Source organism: Paracoccus sp. R86501 (assembly GCF_042466435.1).
Taxonomy (GTDB): Bacteria; Pseudomonadota; Alphaproteobacteria; order Rhodobacterales; family Rhodobacteraceae; genus Paracoccus.
The window spans coordinates 1,226,760-1,242,862 of record NZ_JAXHPZ010000001.1 but is presented as its reverse complement, the minus strand read 5'-3'; the positions used below and the strand labels follow the sequence as shown (position 1 = coordinate 1,242,862).

General features: G+C 64.4%; 13 protein-coding genes. 6 read left to right on the top strand and 7 right to left on the bottom strand.

Annotated features, from left to right (window positions below; genetic code table 11):
- Positions 1 to 70 precede the first annotated feature (70 nt).
- The 7 genes from SJY40_RS06080 to SJY40_RS06050 form a co-directional block, all read right to left on the bottom strand.
- Positions 71 to 880 carry an LpxI family protein gene (locus SJY40_RS06080; protein WP_378943843.1) on the bottom strand — a complete coding sequence of 270 codons (810 nt, stop codon included), beginning with the start codon at positions 878 to 880 and terminating at the stop codon, positions 71 to 73.
- A 27-nt stretch (positions 881 to 907) separates the two neighbouring features.
- On the bottom strand, positions 908 to 1,696 hold the full coding sequence (gene lpxA / locus SJY40_RS06075) for an acyl-ACP--UDP-N-acetylglucosamine O-acyltransferase (RefSeq protein WP_378943841.1): 789 nt from the start codon (positions 1,694 to 1,696) through the stop codon (positions 908 to 910).
- A complete protein-coding gene (gene fabZ / locus SJY40_RS06070; protein WP_378943839.1) occupies positions 1,689 to 2,168 on the bottom strand; it encodes a 3-hydroxyacyl-ACP dehydratase FabZ in 480 nt (159 codons plus the stop codon). Before fabZ ends, lpxA begins: the two co-directional genes overlap by 8 nt.
- Before the next feature lie 78 nt (positions 2,169 to 2,246).
- Positions 2,247 to 4,331 carry a hypothetical protein gene (locus SJY40_RS06065; protein ID WP_378943837.1) on the bottom strand — a complete coding sequence of 695 codons (2,085 nt, stop codon included), beginning with the start codon at positions 4,329 to 4,331 and terminating at the stop codon, positions 2,247 to 2,249.
- Positions 4,328 to 7,075, bottom strand: a complete 2,748-nt coding sequence (locus tag SJY40_RS06060; RefSeq protein WP_378943835.1) for a DUF4159 domain-containing protein — start codon at positions 7,073 to 7,075, stop codon at positions 4,328 to 4,330. Before SJY40_RS06060 ends, SJY40_RS06065 begins: the two co-directional genes overlap by 4 nt.
- Complete coding sequence (locus SJY40_RS06055; protein WP_378943833.1) at positions 7,075 to 7,941, bottom strand: DUF58 domain-containing protein; 867 nt, start codon at positions 7,939 to 7,941, stop codon at positions 7,075 to 7,077. Before SJY40_RS06055 ends, SJY40_RS06060 begins: the two co-directional genes overlap by 1 nt.
- Positions 7,938 to 8,945: an AAA family ATPase gene (locus SJY40_RS06050; RefSeq protein ID WP_378943831.1), complete on the bottom strand. Its 1,008-nt coding sequence runs from the start codon at positions 8,943 to 8,945 to the stop codon at positions 7,938 to 7,940. Before SJY40_RS06050 ends, SJY40_RS06055 begins: the two co-directional genes overlap by 4 nt.
- 64 nt (positions 8,946 to 9,009) lie before the next feature.
- On the opposite strand from SJY40_RS06050, the gene SJY40_RS06045 reads away from it, so the two are divergent.
- From SJY40_RS06045 to metK, 6 genes are all read left to right on the top strand, one after another.
- The gene (locus tag SJY40_RS06045; RefSeq protein WP_378943829.1) at positions 9,010 to 9,555 is read left to right on the top strand and encodes a DUF1285 domain-containing protein; all 546 of its coding nucleotides are present in this window, start codon (positions 9,010 to 9,012) and stop codon (positions 9,553 to 9,555) included.
- Complete coding sequence (locus tag SJY40_RS06040) at positions 9,555 to 10,319, top strand: hydroxypyruvate isomerase family protein (RefSeq protein ID WP_378943827.1); 765 nt, start codon at positions 9,555 to 9,557, stop codon at positions 10,317 to 10,319. Before SJY40_RS06045 ends, SJY40_RS06040 begins: the two co-directional genes overlap by 1 nt.
- Positions 10,320 to 10,673: 354 nt before the next feature.
- Entirely contained in the window at positions 10,674 to 12,494 is a 1,821-nt protein-coding gene (gene typA, locus SJY40_RS06035) for a translational GTPase TypA (RefSeq protein ID WP_378943825.1), read from the top strand.
- Positions 12,495 to 12,772: 278 nt separating this feature from the next.
- The gene (locus SJY40_RS06030; RefSeq protein WP_378943823.1) at positions 12,773 to 13,408 is read left to right on the top strand and encodes a TetR-like C-terminal domain-containing protein; all 636 of its coding nucleotides are present in this window, start codon (positions 12,773 to 12,775) and stop codon (positions 13,406 to 13,408) included.
- Positions 13,409 to 13,486: 78 nt separating this feature from the next.
- Positions 13,487 to 14,872, top strand: a complete 1,386-nt coding sequence (gene ahcY, locus SJY40_RS06025) for an adenosylhomocysteinase (RefSeq protein WP_378943821.1) — start codon at positions 13,487 to 13,489, stop codon at positions 14,870 to 14,872.
- A gap of 4 nt (positions 14,873 to 14,876) precedes the next feature.
- Positions 14,877 to 16,055 carry a methionine adenosyltransferase gene (gene metK, locus SJY40_RS06020; RefSeq protein ID WP_378943819.1) on the top strand — a complete coding sequence of 393 codons (1,179 nt, stop codon included), beginning with the start codon at positions 14,877 to 14,879 and terminating at the stop codon, positions 16,053 to 16,055.
- Positions 16,056 to 16,103: the final 48 nt, after the last annotated feature.

Below are 16,103 nucleotides of genomic sequence, written 5' to 3'. Positions count from 1 at the left end.
TTCACCTTGCTGCTGTCAGGACATAGGTATTGGCCAAGGAGCCAAGATGCCAGTGCTTCCTGCCCTCGCGTCAGGTCGGCGCAGCCACTGCCCACAGGAACAGACCAGCTGCCTGTGCCCGACGCAGCACCTCGGTCCGGTCCAGCAGGATCACGCCGCCTGCCTGCCAGGCAATGCCCGCCAAACCGGCCTTTGCCGCCTGATCGACCGTGTCGGGACCGATGGTCGGCAGGTCGATGCGGCGGTCCTGATCGGGTTTCGGCGCCTTGTAGAGCACACCCTTGGCGCCGATGGGATTGGGCCGCATATCGCCGTGACACGCTGCGAATGCCAGCATCGCCTCGGTCCCCGGCAGGGTTTCAAGGGCAAGGCACAGACCTTGTGCCACGACGGCGCCCTGACCCAGATCCAGCGGGCCGGTATCGGTCAAAATCTGCGCCGCGCGCTGGACGTCGCGTGTGTCGGCATCAGAAGGCTTGCCAGCCAGCACGCCTGCATCCGGCATGAGGTCAGGGCAGATTTCCGCGACAGAACAGATAGTCAGGTCGTTTTCTTCGAAGATATCCAGCACCGTCCGCAAGGCCGCGTCATCACCCGATTGCATCGCCATCAGGATGCGCGGGACCATCTGGGCCGTCCGCGGATCGAATGCCTCGGGGTCCAGTTTCGGGCGCCGGATCGCCCCGGCAAAGACCACGCGGGTGATCCCCTGATCCAGAAGACCGTCGATGAAGGGCAGAAGACGCTCCAGCCGGAAGGTCGTGTGGTCCAGTCCTTCGGGGGCAAAACCCTCCAGCGCATAGACGGCGGGATTGTCCAAGGCGCGGGCCACGGCCGGGGCCAGATGCCCCTTGCCAGCGATCACTGCAATGCGTGTCATTCGTTCTGCCTTGTTCCGCAAAAAAGATCAGGTGCTGCGCGGCGTCAGGAAGCTGCGATCCGAGGGGCCAAGGATGAAGTCCAGGACGTTACGCTCCATCGCCGAAACATCGGCTTCGGCGCGGCTGCGGGCGGTATCGCGGAACGACCCCTGCCCCAAAGCGCCCAACAGATCCCGCAATGCCACGATATCAGAGCGTTTCGCCCCGCGCCGCTTGAGCCCCACAAGGTTCAGCCCGTCCAGATGGCCGCGCGGCCCCTGCACCAGACCATAGGGGATGACATCGGCCGTCACCATCGTCACCGCGCCGATCATCGCGCCGCGTCCGATGCGCACCCATTGGTGCACGCCCGACAGGCCACCGACAATGACGTCGTCTTCCAGATGGCAATGCCCCGCAACCGAGGCGTTGTTCACCAGAATGACCCGATCACCGATGTGGCAGTCATGGGCGACATGCGCGCCCGACATATACAGCCCGTCGTCGCCGACGATGGTGACGCCGCCGCCGCCCTCGGTCCCGGGGTTCATGGTGACATATTCGCGGATACGGTTGCGGGCGCCGATCTTCAGGCTGACGTCCTCGCCGCGGAACTTGAGGTCCTGGGGCACTTCGCCGATGCAGGCGAAGGGGAAGACGACCGTGTCGGGGCCGATGCTGGTATCACCGGCGACCACGACATGGGACTTAAGAACCACCCCCTGCGCCAGCTTGACCTTGGCGCCGACGACGCAGAACGGCCCGATGGACACGCCCTCGGCGATCTGGGCGCCGGGTTCGATCACGGCCGAAGGGTGGATCAGGGTCTCAGGCATCTGTCTTCCGCGCCATCATGGCCGTGAATTCGGCCGAGGCGCAGACTTGGCCATCGACCGTCGCCTTGCCCTCGAACTTCCAGATCTTGCCGCCACCGCGGATCGCCTTGACGTGCAGTTCGACAACGTCGCCCGGAACGACCATGCGACGGAACTTGCATTTGTCGATGCCCATGAAATAGGTCAGCATTTCCTCGTCTACGACGTTGATGCTGATGCCGACCACGATGGCTGCGGTCTGGGCCATGGCTTCGATGATGGTGACACCGGGCATGACCGGCTGTTCGGGGAAATGGCCCTGGAAATGCGGTTCGTTGCTGGTGACGTTCTTGATGCCGACCGCGCTTTCAAAGGGCACGATGTCGCGCACCTTGTCGATGAACAGGAAGGGGTAACGGTGCGGAATGATCCGCTTGATCAGCGACAGGTCTGCCTCGGTATAGGGGGCGGGATTGCGCGCGTCGTCGGCCATTTTCGTTCCTTCAGGCGGTTTTCAACGGGTTACCAACCGGATGCGCGCTTGGCAAGCGCGCAGGGGCATCGCCAGCGATCATGCGCCGCGCCCCCGCCGACCTTCGGCCAGCCAGCCCGTCAGCGCCAGCCCCGCAATGATGGCCAGCCACAGCCAGCCGGGCATGACGGGTCGGCGTTGCAATCCGGTCACGGTCGCCGCGTCGCGGGGGGTGATGCCGATCCATGAACTGCCGACGCCGCGGCCTGTCGCGCGTCCGGGCCGCGCATGGCGGACCGATGGCACGCCATCGGACAGGTTCAGCACCGCCCCGCCAGATGCAGCGACCAGCGGCTGCAACAGCCCCGCATCGGCGACCGTTTGTTCGAATTCCCGCGGCGCCGCAGGGCCAAGCGCCAGAACCCGGCTTTCGTTCCCGTTCTGCAACCGATAGAGGCCCGGCGCATCAGCAGTCCAATCGGCCGTGAAGCGGCCCGGCCCGTCAGGCTGCAGCGGCAGCGCCTGCGTGGTTCCGTCTGGCTTGATCACCACCGCAGGTCCGATCCGGTCCAGCATGGAACGGCGCGTGATCCGGACGTTCAACCCGCCCGAGACCTCGGCCAGCAGGGCCTCCTCCTCAAGTTCGGGCTCTTTCATCGACCAATGGGCGATGCGACGCAGCAGCTCCAACTGCGGGCCGCCGCCTTCGAAGCCGCGCCCCCAGAGCCAGGCCTGATCCGAGGTCATCAGCGCCACCCGCCCCTTGCCGACACGGTTCATGACCAGCAACGGGTTGTCGCCCGCCCCCGTCATCACGACCTGCGCATCGGGGTTCGGCGTGACCTGCGCCATCCGCAGCCAGCGCCCCCAATCGGGATCGTCCCCGTCTTGCGCGCCGGGCAGATCGGCGGTCACGGGGTGGCGCTGGCCTTCGGCTGTCAGGCGCGGCAGGAAAGCCTCCTCGATGACGTTGCCGGTCGGGCGGGCGGGCAGGATCTGACCCATGGGTGACAGGTTCAGGCTCTCGACCGAGGCCATCTCGGGGCCTGCAGCGACCAGCACCGCACCACCGTCGCGGACATAGCGGCTGATGTTCTGATAATATTCGGGCGGCAGGATGCCCCGCACCCGATAACGGTCAAAGATGATCAGGTCGAAATCGTCTATCCGTTCGAGGAACAATTCGCGGGTCGGGAAGGCGATCAGCGCCAACTCGCTGATCGGCACGCCGTCCATCTTGTTGGGCGGGCGCAGGATGGTGAAATGGATCAGATCGACAGAGGCGTCCGATTTCAAAAGGTTGCGCCATGTTCTTTCGCCCGCGTGCGGCTCGCCCGAGACCAGCAGCACCCGCAGCCGGTCGCGCACGCCATTGACGCTGATCGCGGCGGAATTGTTGCGGTCGGTCAGCTCGCCCTCGATTTCGGGCAGTGTGATCTGGACGACGTTCTGGCCGGCGTGGGTCAGCGTCACCGGCAGTGAGAGGGTCGTGTTCAGGGGAACGGCGAAGGTCTGTTCGCCCTCTCCGTCCAAGGACAGGCGCAGGGTGGCGCTGCCCTGACCCAAGCCGGGCGGAACGGCGCCCTGATCTTCGACCCGCAGGCGGATCGTCACCTCCTGATCGATCAGCCCGAACGCGGGGGCCTGTTCGATGACCAACCGCCGGTCCCAATCCTGCGGCTGTCCTGTCAGCAGCACATGCATCGGTGCCGGCAGGCCCGCGGGCAGCATCTGCGGATCATGCAAGCGGCCATCGGTCACCGCGATCACGCCTGCCAGCCGCGCATCCGGTTCGGCGGCCACGGCGCGGGTGATTGCGGTGGCCAGAAGGGTGCCGTCGTCGTCATCCCCCACGGTGATCCGGCGCAATTCGGTATCGGGCAGCGCCTCTACGCCGTCCGACAGTTGGTCGAGAGCCTGATCGACTTGCGCGCGCCGTCCCGGCAGATCCTGACTGGCGGAACGGTCGTCCAGCAGGATGACGATGTCGGTCAGCCCTGCACGGGTGCCGATCTCGAAGGCGGGTCCGGCAAGGGCGATGGCCGTGGCCAGCAGGGCGAGCCCCCGCCATGCCCAACCGCGCAGACCACGCCACAGTGCAAAACCCGCCACCAGCAGGGCCAGCGCGGCAAGCGTGGCAATGGCCCACCACGGCAAGGCGGGATCGAAGCGCAGGGCGGTCATCTGGACAGGGCCTCCTCGGTCCGCAGGCGGTCAAGCAGGGCGGGCACATGGACCTGATCGGATTTGTAGTTTCCGGTCAGGACATAGGTGATCAGGTTGACGCCGAAGCGCAGCGACATCTCGCGCTGCTCCTCGCCCTCCCATCCCGAACCGACAGGAAAGACCGGATAGCCATCGTCGTCGATGGCCCATGCCTCGGACCAGCTGTTGCCGCCGATGATGACGGGGCTGACGCCGTCGTTCAACTGGCGGAAAGGGCTGCCTTCGGCAGCGGCGGCGCCGACGGGCGGAGCCTCGACCCAGACCGGATTGCCGCGCCACCGGCCCGGGAAATCGTCCAGCAGATAGAAGGTCCGCGTCAGCACGTGATCTTCGGGAATGGGGGCGAGGGGCGGAATGTCCAAAGGTGCCGCAAGCGCCTGCAGCGTGTCGGTCATGTCGGGGCCGCCGACGCCTGTCACATCACCGTCGCGGGTGTCGAACATGATCACCCCGCCCGACCGCATGAAGGCATTGAGCCGCATATAGGCGCGCGGCGAAGGTGCGGATTGGTCGGCTGTCACAGGCCAATAGATGAACGTCAGCAATGACAGGTCGTCGCTGTCCAGATCGACACCGATCGGCGCCCCCGGCTCGACCGAGCTGCGCTGGCGCAGCGCCGCCGACAAGCCGCGCAGCCCCTGATCCGAGGCCGTATCGATCCGGTCGTCGCCCGTCACGACATAGGCCAGTGCGACCTCATCCGCCGCGCGGATTATGTCGGGGTCAAGATCCTGCGCCATGGCCGCGGGTCTGGGCATCAGGGCCAATGCCAGCAGCACGGCAGCCACGCGGCCACCACGGCCCAGCCAAGCCGAGCCAAAGGCATCCATCGCCAGCAGCACCGCCGCCAGCCCCAGCAGCATGCCCATCAGATCACGCCCGACCGTCGCATCCGGCTGGAGGACCGTCACACCCGGCCAGTCCGCCACGGTGATCGGGCCACCGGCATTCAGCGCCTGCTGGCGTTCGCCCGCGACATAGATGCCTGCGGGTCGGTCCACGCCCGGGCCTTTCAGCATGTCGGCTGCAGAAACGGGCGCCAGATCGTCGGCCTCGGTCAGGTTGCCAAAGCCGTCCAGCACCTGAACCGGCGTCCAGAAGGGCTGCTGGCGGTCATCCGTCTGTTCGTCGCGGGCGCTGGTGCCCGCCGTGGCGACCAGACGCTGCATCATTTGGACGAACAGCTCGGACAGCGGCAGTGACGACCATTCGGCATTCGCGGTTACATGGACGAGAACGACCTGACCCTGCCCCAGCCTGTCACGCGTGATCAGCGGCGTGTCGTCCGTCAGCGCGGCGATGGTCTTATCCGCCAGATCGGGTGCGGGCTGGGCCATTAGCTGCGCGCGGACCGTCACGTCGTCGGGGATGGCCAGACCCGCAAAGGGGCCATTGGCGTCGAAGGGCTTGATCCCGCGCGGATCGCCCCAGCTGAGCGCGCCGCCGATGTCGCGCCCCCCTTGCCGCAGGTTGACCGGAAGCAGGGGCTCCTGATCCAGCCGATCGTCGCCCGCCATCCGCGGACCGCCAAAGCGGATCAGCAGACCGCCCTGATCGACCCATTCGGCCAGTTCTCCGATCTCGGCCAGTTGGACCTGATCGGCCAGGATCACCACGTCGGGGGCAGCGTCCAGCACGTCGCCAAGGCTGCCCTCGACCAGATCCGACGTCGGGGCCAGTGCCTGCCGCAGATAATGCATCTGGGACAGCAGTTCCTGCGCCTCGGACTGATCCGAGGGGTCGCCGACCAACGCAACCTTATGCCGCTGGACGCGGTCGTCGGCCAGAACGACTGCGCCAGCATGACTGTCGCCCTGAATGCGGAAGCTGGTGATGCGGTTGCGCAATTCCGGCGGTAGGTCGATGGCAATCCGGCGCGTGGTAATGCCGTCGCTGGTCTGCGGGGCATCGGCAGTCAGATCGGCCAAGGGACGCGCGATGCCCTGCGGGTCCGGCCCGATCGCCTGCACCGTCGCCGCATTGGTCGATGTTCCGCGCAGGATCAGCGCGGGCTCCGTCCCGTCCTGCAACGACAGCGTCCGCAGCGCCCGCAGCGGCGGGACCACCGTGACCGGACCCATCTCTGACAGATGTGCCAGCCAGTCGGCGCGGCCCGGATAATCGGTGCCATCCGCCAACCAAAGGGTTGACAACGCACCGGCAGGAACATCGGCCAGCACCTGCGGCGCATCGGTCGGCAACCCCGAGGGCCACGCCTTAGGGCGCGCGGCACGCAGGGCCGCAGTCAGGCTGGCGGCGGATTGGAAGGTCGCCGCGCCAGCCATGGGGCGGGCGTCAGCCATGAACAACGCGGCGGGGCGACCGGCAGCGGCGGCATCGGTCAGCGCCGCCTCGGCCCGCGCCTGCCTGGCGGCCCAATCGGGGGCTGCTGCCCAGCCCGCATCCATCACGATCAACAAGGGACCAGAGGCATCTTCGCGCGGCGCGGGCTTCCAGACCGGGCCTGCAAACGCCAGAATCAGCGCCGCCACCGCCAGCAGACGCAACAGCAGCAACCACCAAGGTGTGCGACGGGCCACGGGGCTTTTGTCGGTCAGGCCTTGCAGCAGCGAAACGCCGGGAAAGACGATGCGCTTGGGTGCAGGCGGCATGGCGCGCAGGATTACCCACAGGACGGGCAAGGCGACCAGTGCACCCAGCACCCAAGGCGCGGCAAATCCCAATGGTCCAAGGATCAGCATCAATGCGCCCCCCTTGGTCCCAGCATCGCCCAGATCCGGCCCAAAATCAGTGCCGGATCATCCGAAGTTACATTATGGTCGAACTGCCAACCAGCTTGGCCAGCCTGCGACCGCAACCAGTCGCGCCGCTGTGCCAGACGGGTCAGATATGCCTGACGCAAGCCTTGGGCATCACGGCTGTGATGGCGCGTGGTGGCACTTGGAGCACGGAACTCGACGGCACCTTCAAAGGGAAAGGTTTCTTCATCGGGATCAAGTATTTGAACAAGACATCCTCGAACCCCAAGGCCTGCGGCGCGCTGCAGCGCGTCCGCAACCCACTGCGGATCGGTCAGGAAGTCGGCAAGGATGATCACCTGACGGTCGGGGCGAAGTTCCGCCACGGGGAAATCGTCCGCGCGCGGCATGCACAACGCCTCGGCCAGACGGTCGGCTTGCAGGCGTCCCGTGCCCGCGGATTGGCCCAGCAGACCGACTTTTTCTCCTCCACGCAGCAGAAGCATTGCAAGGGCCAGCGCCAGAATGCGACCGCGATCGGCCTTGGTCGGGCGGTCAGGGCCGCCGGTGAAATCCATGTCGGGGGAAGACGACAGCCATATCTGGGCGGTCTGGGCGGTCTGCGCCTCGCGGTCGCGTACGAATTGCGCATCCGATCGGGCCGAGCGTCGCCAATCGATGCTGCGTGCCCCGTCGCCGATGCCCGCGGGACGGTACTGCCAGAAATCCTCGCCCGGACCGGCGCGGCGCAGGCCGTGGGCGCCGGGCGCGATCATGGCGGCCAGCCGCTCGGCCGCCAGCATCAGGGCGGGTAGATGGGCGCTGGCCGTGTCGGCCTGCGCCCGAAGGTCGGAGGGGCCGGTGATCATGCCGCGCGACGGCCGCCGATCCGGTCATCCAGCAGGCGGGTCACCACGGCATCGACGCTTTGCCCCTGCGCCCGTGCCGCGAAGGACAGCGCCATCCGGTGGCGCAGGACCGGGGCTGCCATGGCGGCGACATCATCTAGCGTCGGGGCATAGCGTCCGTTCAGCACCGCCCGCGCCCGCGTCACCAGCATCAACGCCTGCGCCGCGCGGGGGCCCGGCCCCCAGATCAGCGCGTCGCGGACAAAGGCAGGTGCCTCGGGGGCGGTGGGACGGCAGGCGCGGACGATGTCCAAAATGGCCTCGACCACGGCATCGCCGACGGGCATCTGGCGGATCAGGCGCTGCGCGGCGATCAGGTCGTCTGCGGCAAAGGCGGCATGGGGTGCGCCCTCCAACAGGCCGGTCGTGGCAAGCAGGATGTCACGCTCGGTGTCGCGGTCGGGATAATCGACGTCGATCTGCAGCAGGAAGCGGTCCAGCTGCGCCTCGGGCAGCGGATAGGTGCCCTCCTGCTCGATCGGGTTCTGGGTGGCAAGGACGTGGAACGGGCGGCCAAGGGGACGGTGCTGGCCGCTGATCGTCACCTCGCGTTCCTGCATGGCTTGCAGTAAGGCCGATTGGGTACGCGGGCTGGCGCGGTTGATTTCATCGGCCATCAGCAACTGGGTGAAGACCGGACCTTCGATGAAACGAAACGCGCGGGTGCCGTCCGGCAAGGCGTCCAGAACCTCGGACCCCAGAATATCGGCGGGCATCAGGTCGGGCGTGAACTGGATGCGCTGGCTGTCCAGCCCCATCACGGTGGCCAGCGTATCGACCAGCATCGTCTTGCCCAGACCCGGCTGACCGACCAGCAGCGCGTGCCCGCCCGCCAGAATCGCGGCCAGCACCTGTTCGACCACGTCATGCTGGCCGACGAAACGCTGTTCGACGCTTAGCCGTGCTTCGGACAGGCGCGCGGCAAGGGCCTGAACCTCTTGCACCAGAATTTCGTCCGACGTCATGACATTGCCCTTCTGCTGCTTTACACCGGAGCATATGCAGTTGGGGTGGAGGCGACCAGATCGAATGGCGGAAAACAGTGACAAAACCGTGAGCGCCGAGGGCCTGGCCCAGGTTGCAAGCAAAGCAGCCAAGGGCGGACTGCCGCCCGTGCATCTGTGGAACCCACCCTATTGCGGCGAAATGGATCTGGTGATCCGCACGGATGGCACCTGGATCCATGATGGCACGCCCATCGGACGCCCCGCGATGGTGCGGCTGTTTTCCACCATCCTGAAGCGTGAAGGCGACAGTTTCTTTCTGGTCACCCCGGTCGAGAAACTGGGCATCACCGTCGAAGATGCGCCCTTCATCGCCACCGATGCCGATTTCGCGCCCGACAAAATCACCTTCACCACCAATCTGGGCGATCAGGTGGTCGCAGGCCCCGACCACGCGATCATCATGCGCGGCGATGCGGGCCAGCCCCGACCCTATGTGCATGTCCGTGCGGGGCTAGAGGCGCTGATCGACCGCAAGACCTTCTATCGGCTGGCTGCGGCGGCCGATCCCGGTCCCGACGGGCGCGTCGGCGTCACCTCACGCGGTCGGTTTTTCGCATTGGAGCCCTGATGCCACGCTTTGCCGCCAATCTGACGTGGATGTTCACCGAACTGCAGATGTTCGACCGATTTGCCGCCGCCGCCGAGGCGGGCTTTACCGGGGTCGAGATCCTGTTCCCCTATGACCTTGCCGCGCCGCAGATGTATCGCGCTGCCGTCAAGGCTGGGGTCGAGATCGTGCTGATCAACGCACCGCCCCCGAACTGGGCGGGTGGTCCGCGCGGCTTTGCCGCCGTTCCGGGAAACGAGGCGCGCTTTCGCCGCGACTTCGAACGCAGCCTGCGCGTCGCCGAGGCGCTGCGTGCCCGCCACATCCACATCATGGCAGGCAAGGCCGAAGGTCCCGACGCGCTGCAGACCTATGTCGACAATCTCAGCTGGGCTGCCGAACGCGCACCTCACACCAGCCTGACGATCGAGCCGCTGAACCAGAACGATCATCCGGGCTACTTCCTGTCGTGCTATGATCAGGCCGCCGAGATTCTGGGCCGGATCGGCGCGCCCAACGTCGGACTGCAACTGGATACCTATCACGCAGAGGTCATCACGGGCGACATGCTGGCCACCTGGGCCAGGTATGCGCCGCTGGTGCGTCACATCCAGATCGCGGGTCACCCCGGCCGTCACGAACCCGACCAGGGCACGCTGGACTATCCCGCCTTCTTCGCGGAGCTGGACGAATGGGGCTATCGCGGTTGGGTCAGTGCGGAATACGAGCCTGCGCGCACCACCTTTTCCGGCCTGGGCTGGCTGGCCGGCGCAGGGCAGGCTTGACAGGCGGCAAGATAATTTCCAACGATCAGGGGAACTTGCACGAAGGCTGCGCCGTTCAATCATCGACGCGCCGATATGCAGGGTCAAAGTCAGGCACTCGGCGCCTGTAAAAAGGGGAACACCATGAATTCGATCATCTACATTGTCGGCCTTATCGTCGTCGTCCTGTTCATCCTGTCCTTCCTGGGCCTGCGCTGATACGCATCTGAACGACGCGGGGCGGCAGTGTAAACTGCGACCCTGACGCCACGAAAGCGGAACCTCTGCTCTTTGGGCGGGGGTTTCGATCATTTGCGGGCTAGCCTTTGGACGCCGCATCGGGTAGGGCAGCCGCGAACGTTAAAGAAGGCCGCCATGGATATCCGCAACATCGCCATCATCGCCCACGTTGACCACGGCAAGACCACGCTGGTGGACCAGCTGCTGCGGCAGTCCGGCTCTTTCCGCGAAAATCAAGCCGTTGCCGAACGCGCAATGGACAGCAACGACATCGAACGCGAACGCGGCATTACCATTCTTGCGAAGGCAACTTCGGTCGAATGGAAAGGCACGCGCATCAACATCGTCGACACCCCTGGTCACGCCGATTTCGGCGGCGAGGTGGAACGCATCCTCTCGATGGTCGATGGTGTCTGCCTGCTGGTCGATGCCGCCGAAGGTCCGATGCCGCAGACGAAATTCGTCTGCTCGAAGGCACTGGCCCTTGGCCTGCGCCCGATCGTGGTTCTGAACAAGGTCGACAAACCTGCCGCAGAACCCGAAAATGCCCTGAACGACGTGTTCGACCTGTTCGCCAACCTTGGCGCGAACGACGAACAGCTGGACTTCCCGCATGTCTATGCTTCGGGCATCGGCGGCTGGGCGGATGACACGCTGGAAGGTGACCGCAAGGACATGTCGGCGCTGTTCGACCTGATCCTGAAGCATGTCGAGCCTCCCAAGCAGATCACCCGCAACGACGAGCCTTTCCAGATGCTGGCGACCACGCTTGGTGCCGACAACTTCCTGGGCCGTCTGCTGACGGGTCGTGTCGAGGCCGGCACCGCCCGCGCCGGTGACACGCTGAAGGCGCTGTCGCGCGACGGCGAGCGGATCGAACAGTTCCGCATCAGCAAGATCCTGGCCTTCCGCGGTCTGACCCAGACCCCGATCGAGATGGCCGAAGCCGGTGACATCGTCACCATCGCGGGCATGGCGAAAGCCACCGTGGCCGATACGCTGTGTGACCCCGAGGTCGAAGCCGCCCTGCCCTCGCAGCCGATCGATCCGCCGACCATCAGCGTCACCTTCGGCATCAACGACAGCCCGCTTGCGGGCAAAGAAGGCAAGAAGGTCCAGTCGCGGGTCATCCGTGAACGCCTGATGCGCGAAGCCGAAATCAACGTCGCCATCAAGGTCGAAGACACCCCCGGCGGCGACGCCTTCGTGGTTTCGGGCCGTGGCGAATTGCAGATGGGCGTGTTGATCGAAAACATGCGCCGTGAAGGCTTCGAGCTGTCGATCAGCCGTCCCCGCGTCATCTTCCAGGAAGAAGATGGTGTCCGGATGGAGCCGATCGAAGAAGCCATCATCGACGTCGACGACGAATACACCGGCGTGGTGATCGAAAAGCTGACTGGCGAACGCAAGGGCGACCTGCTGGAAATGCGCCCCGCTGGCGTCGGCAAGACCCGCATCGTGGCACTTGTGCCGTCGCGCGGTCTGATCGGCTATCAGGGCGAATTCATGACCGACACGCGCGGCAACGGCGTGCTGAACCGCATCTTCCACAGCTGGGCCCCCTATAAGGGTGCCATTCAAGGCCGCCGTCAGGGCGTTCTGATCAGCATGGAGAACGGCATTTCGGTGTCCTACGCCCTGTGGAAGCTGGAAGATCGCGGCAAGTTCTTCATCGGCGCTCAGGAAGAGCTGTATCAGGGCATGATCATCGGCGAACACAGCCGTGACAACGACCTTGAAGTGAACCCGCTGAAGGGCAAGCAGCTGACCAACGTTCGCGCCTCGGGCACGGATGAAGCTGTCCGCCTGACGCCGCCGGTCCGCCTGTCGCTGGAAGAGGCAATCGCCTATATCAACGACGACGAGTTGGTCGAAGTCACGCCCAAGAACATCCGTCTGCGCAAGCGTCACCTTGACCCGCACGAGCGCAAGCGTGCGTCGCGCGCCGACGGCTGATCAAGACTAAATGACTGAGGGTTCCCGGAACATGTTTCCGGGGACTTTCTTATTTGACGATGACCTGTCGAAACGACAGGTCGGGCGAGCAATGGTTCCGTGATACCATTGCCGCAGGTTGCACCCTCTCTGCCCTCTTAGTGTCATACCTTTGATTGTTTGGTTGCCTATTTGGTTCCATACGGGTCTGATGACGATGTATCCTGTTTCGCGTGTTGCCTTGTATCGTCATCGACCCACCAACCAGCCTTACCGGATTCAAGCGAATGACCAACACGATGTCCTCTCCCGAAAACGCGCGCGTGCATGAAAGCGCGGTGACCGCCACTTTGCGGCTGATCGAGGAATCGCAATCGCATACGCCCAGTCTGCAAGACGTGGCCGATGCGATGGACATGCCGCTGGAACGTCTTCAGTCGATCTTCCCGGACAAGACTTCGCTGCTGATCTCGGTGGTCGAACAGGCCTGTATGGTCCTGATCGACCGATGCACCCGCGCCGTGGTGCAGATCGATCCCGACGATCCGATGCAACAGTGTCATGCGCTGATCACGGCCTATCTTTGCTGGGTCGTGGAATACCCCTCGCAGTTTCGCCTGATGTCGGACCAGCGCCTGATCAACGCCAACAGCTATTCCCAATTGCGCCGTTATCAGGATTCGATCAATGATCTGGCCAGCCGCATGATGCAGCGCGCGCAGGACAAGGGCCAGCTGCACCCCAAGGAAGACATCGCATCCCTGGTCATCACCAGCCGCTGCTTTGTCTATGGCACCGCGCGGATGATCGTGGACGGACGCCTTGGCGATTTTTCGCAGGACAGCGATCCGGTCAAAGCGGCGCAGGTCATCGTCGGCGATTATATCCGTCGGGTGGCCCGCGGGTCGCAGGGTCCGGTCAGCGCCGCCGGATGACGTGACAGTTTAACCCCTTTCGAACAGCCAGACCATGCGGTATCCCCGTGGCAACCTGGGAATGACGAAAGACACGACGTGACCGATTACATCATCAAAGATATCGCACTGGCCGATTACGGCCGCAAGGAACTGGACATCGCCGAGATCGAGATGCCCGGCCTGATGGCCCTGCTGGAGGAATACGGCGACAGCAAGCCCCTGAAGGGCGCACGGATCGTCGGCAGCCTTCACATGACCATCCAGACCGCCGTGCTGATCGAGACGCTGGTGGGCCTTGGTGCCGATGTGCGTTGGGCGTCGTGCAACATCTATTCGACGCAGGATCATGCGGCGGCGGCCATCGCCGCGGCGGGCATCCCGGTCTTCGCGATCAAGGGCCAGAGCCTTGAGGAGCATTGGGATTATCTGGACCGGTCCTTCCAGTTCGAAGAAGGCGCGAACCTGATCCTGGACGATGGCGGCGATGCGACGCTGTATGTCCTGCTGGGCGCGCGCGCCGAGGCGGGCGAGGACATCATCCCCGTCCCGCAATCGGATGAGGAAGCCGTTATCAAGGCGCAGATCGCAAAGCGCATGGAACAATCGCCGGGCTGGTTCACCAAGACCCGCGACCAGATCCTTGGCGTCTCCGAGGAGACGACCACCGGCGTCCACCGTCTTTACGATCTGCAGAAGAAGGGCCAGCTGCCCTTCCCCGCGATCAACGTCAATGACAGCGTCACCAAGTCGAAGTTCGACAACAAGTACGGCTGCAAGGAATTGCTGGTCGACGGCATCCGCCGCGCCACCGACGTGATGATGGCCGGCAAGGTCGCCGTCGTCTGCGGTTACGGCGATGTCGGCAAGGGCTGCGCCGCCAGCCTGGTCGGCGCGGGCGCCCGCGTGAAGGTGACCGAGGTCGACCCGATCTGCGCCCTGCAAGCCGCCATGGACGGCTTCGAGGTCGTGACGCTGGAAGACGTGGCCGACAGCGCCGACATTTTCGTCACCACCACCGGCAACCGCGACGTGATCCGGCTGGAACATATGCGCGTCATGAAGAACATGGCGATCGTCGGCAATATCGGCCATTTCGACAATGAAATTCAGGTCGCCAGCCTGCGCAACCACAAGTGGACCAACATCAAGGATCAGGTGGACATGATCGAGATGCCCTCGGGCAATCGCATCATCCTACTGAGCCAGGGCCGCCTGCTGAACCTTGGGAATGCCACCGGCCATCCGTCCTTCGTGATGTCGGCCAGCTTCACCAACCAGGTTCTGGCCCAGATCGAACTGTGGACCAAGGGCGACGAATACCAGCCGGGCGTCTATATCCTGCCCAAGGCACTGGACGAAAAAGTGGCACGTCTGCACCTTGAAAAGGTCGGGGCCAAGCTGAGCACGCTTTCCAAGGAACAGGCTGATTATATCGGCGTTACGCCCGAAGGCCCATTCAAATCCGACCATTACCGGTACTGATCACATGACAGAATATTCGCTGTTTACCTCCGAGTCCGTCTCGGAGGGGCATCCCGATAAGATCGCCGACCAGATTTCGGACGCGATCCTCGATGCCATCCTGACCGAAGATGCGCGCGCCCGTGTGGCCTGCGAGACGATGGTGAAAACCGGCGTCGCCATCATCTCGGGTGAAATCACCACCAGCGCGTGGGTGGATCTGGAATCCATCGTGCGCGGCGTCATCAACAATATCGGGTATAATTCGTCCGATGTCGGGTTTGACGGGGCGACCTGCTCGGTCATCAACATCATCGGCAAGCAATCGCCCGAGATCAATCAGGGCGTCGATCGTGCCAGTCTGGAAGAACAGGGTGCGGGCGATCAGGGTCTGATGTTCGGCTATGCCTCGGATGAGACCGACGTGCTGATGCCCGCGCCGATCACCTATGCCCACCGTCTGGTAGAACGCCAGTCCAAGGTGCGCCGCGACGGTTCGCTGGCTTGGCTGCGCCCGGATGCGAAATCGCAGGTGACCTTGCGCTATGGCGCTGATGGTCGTCCGGAGGGCATCGACGCGGTCGTGCTGTCCACGCAGCACAACCCCGAAATCAGCCTGGCCGATCTGCGCGAAGCCGTGATCGAGGAGATCATCAAGCCGGTCCTGCCGGCGGAATGGCTGTCCGCGGACACGAAATACTTTATCAACCCGACCGGCAAATTCGTCATCGGCGGGCCGGTGGGCGACTGCGGTCTGACGGGTCGCAAGATCATCGTCAACAGCTATGGCGGCATGGCCCGCCATGGTGGTGGTGCGTTTTCGGGCAAGGATCCGTCCAAGGTCAACCGTTCGGCGGCCTATGCGGGTCGTTGGGTTGCCAAGAACATCGTGGCTGCCGGTCTTGCACGTCGCTGCGAAATTCAGGTCAGCTATGCCATCGGCGTGGCCGAGCCGACCTCGATCAGCATCAACTGCTTCGGGACGGAAACGGTGTCTGCCGACAAGATCGTCGCCGCGGTGCGCGAGGTCTTCGACCTGCGTCCCTTCGCGATCATTCGCGAGCTGGACCTGCTGCACCCGATCTATCGCCCGACGGCCAGCTATGGCCACTTCGGTCGTGATCCCTATGCGCTTAACGGCGCAACGGCGTTCAGCTGGGAACGCACCGACCGGGCCGAGGCGTTGAAGGCCGCATTGACCTGAAACCGAAAAGGCCGCCTCACGGGGCGGCCTTTTTCGTCAAAGCGGTCA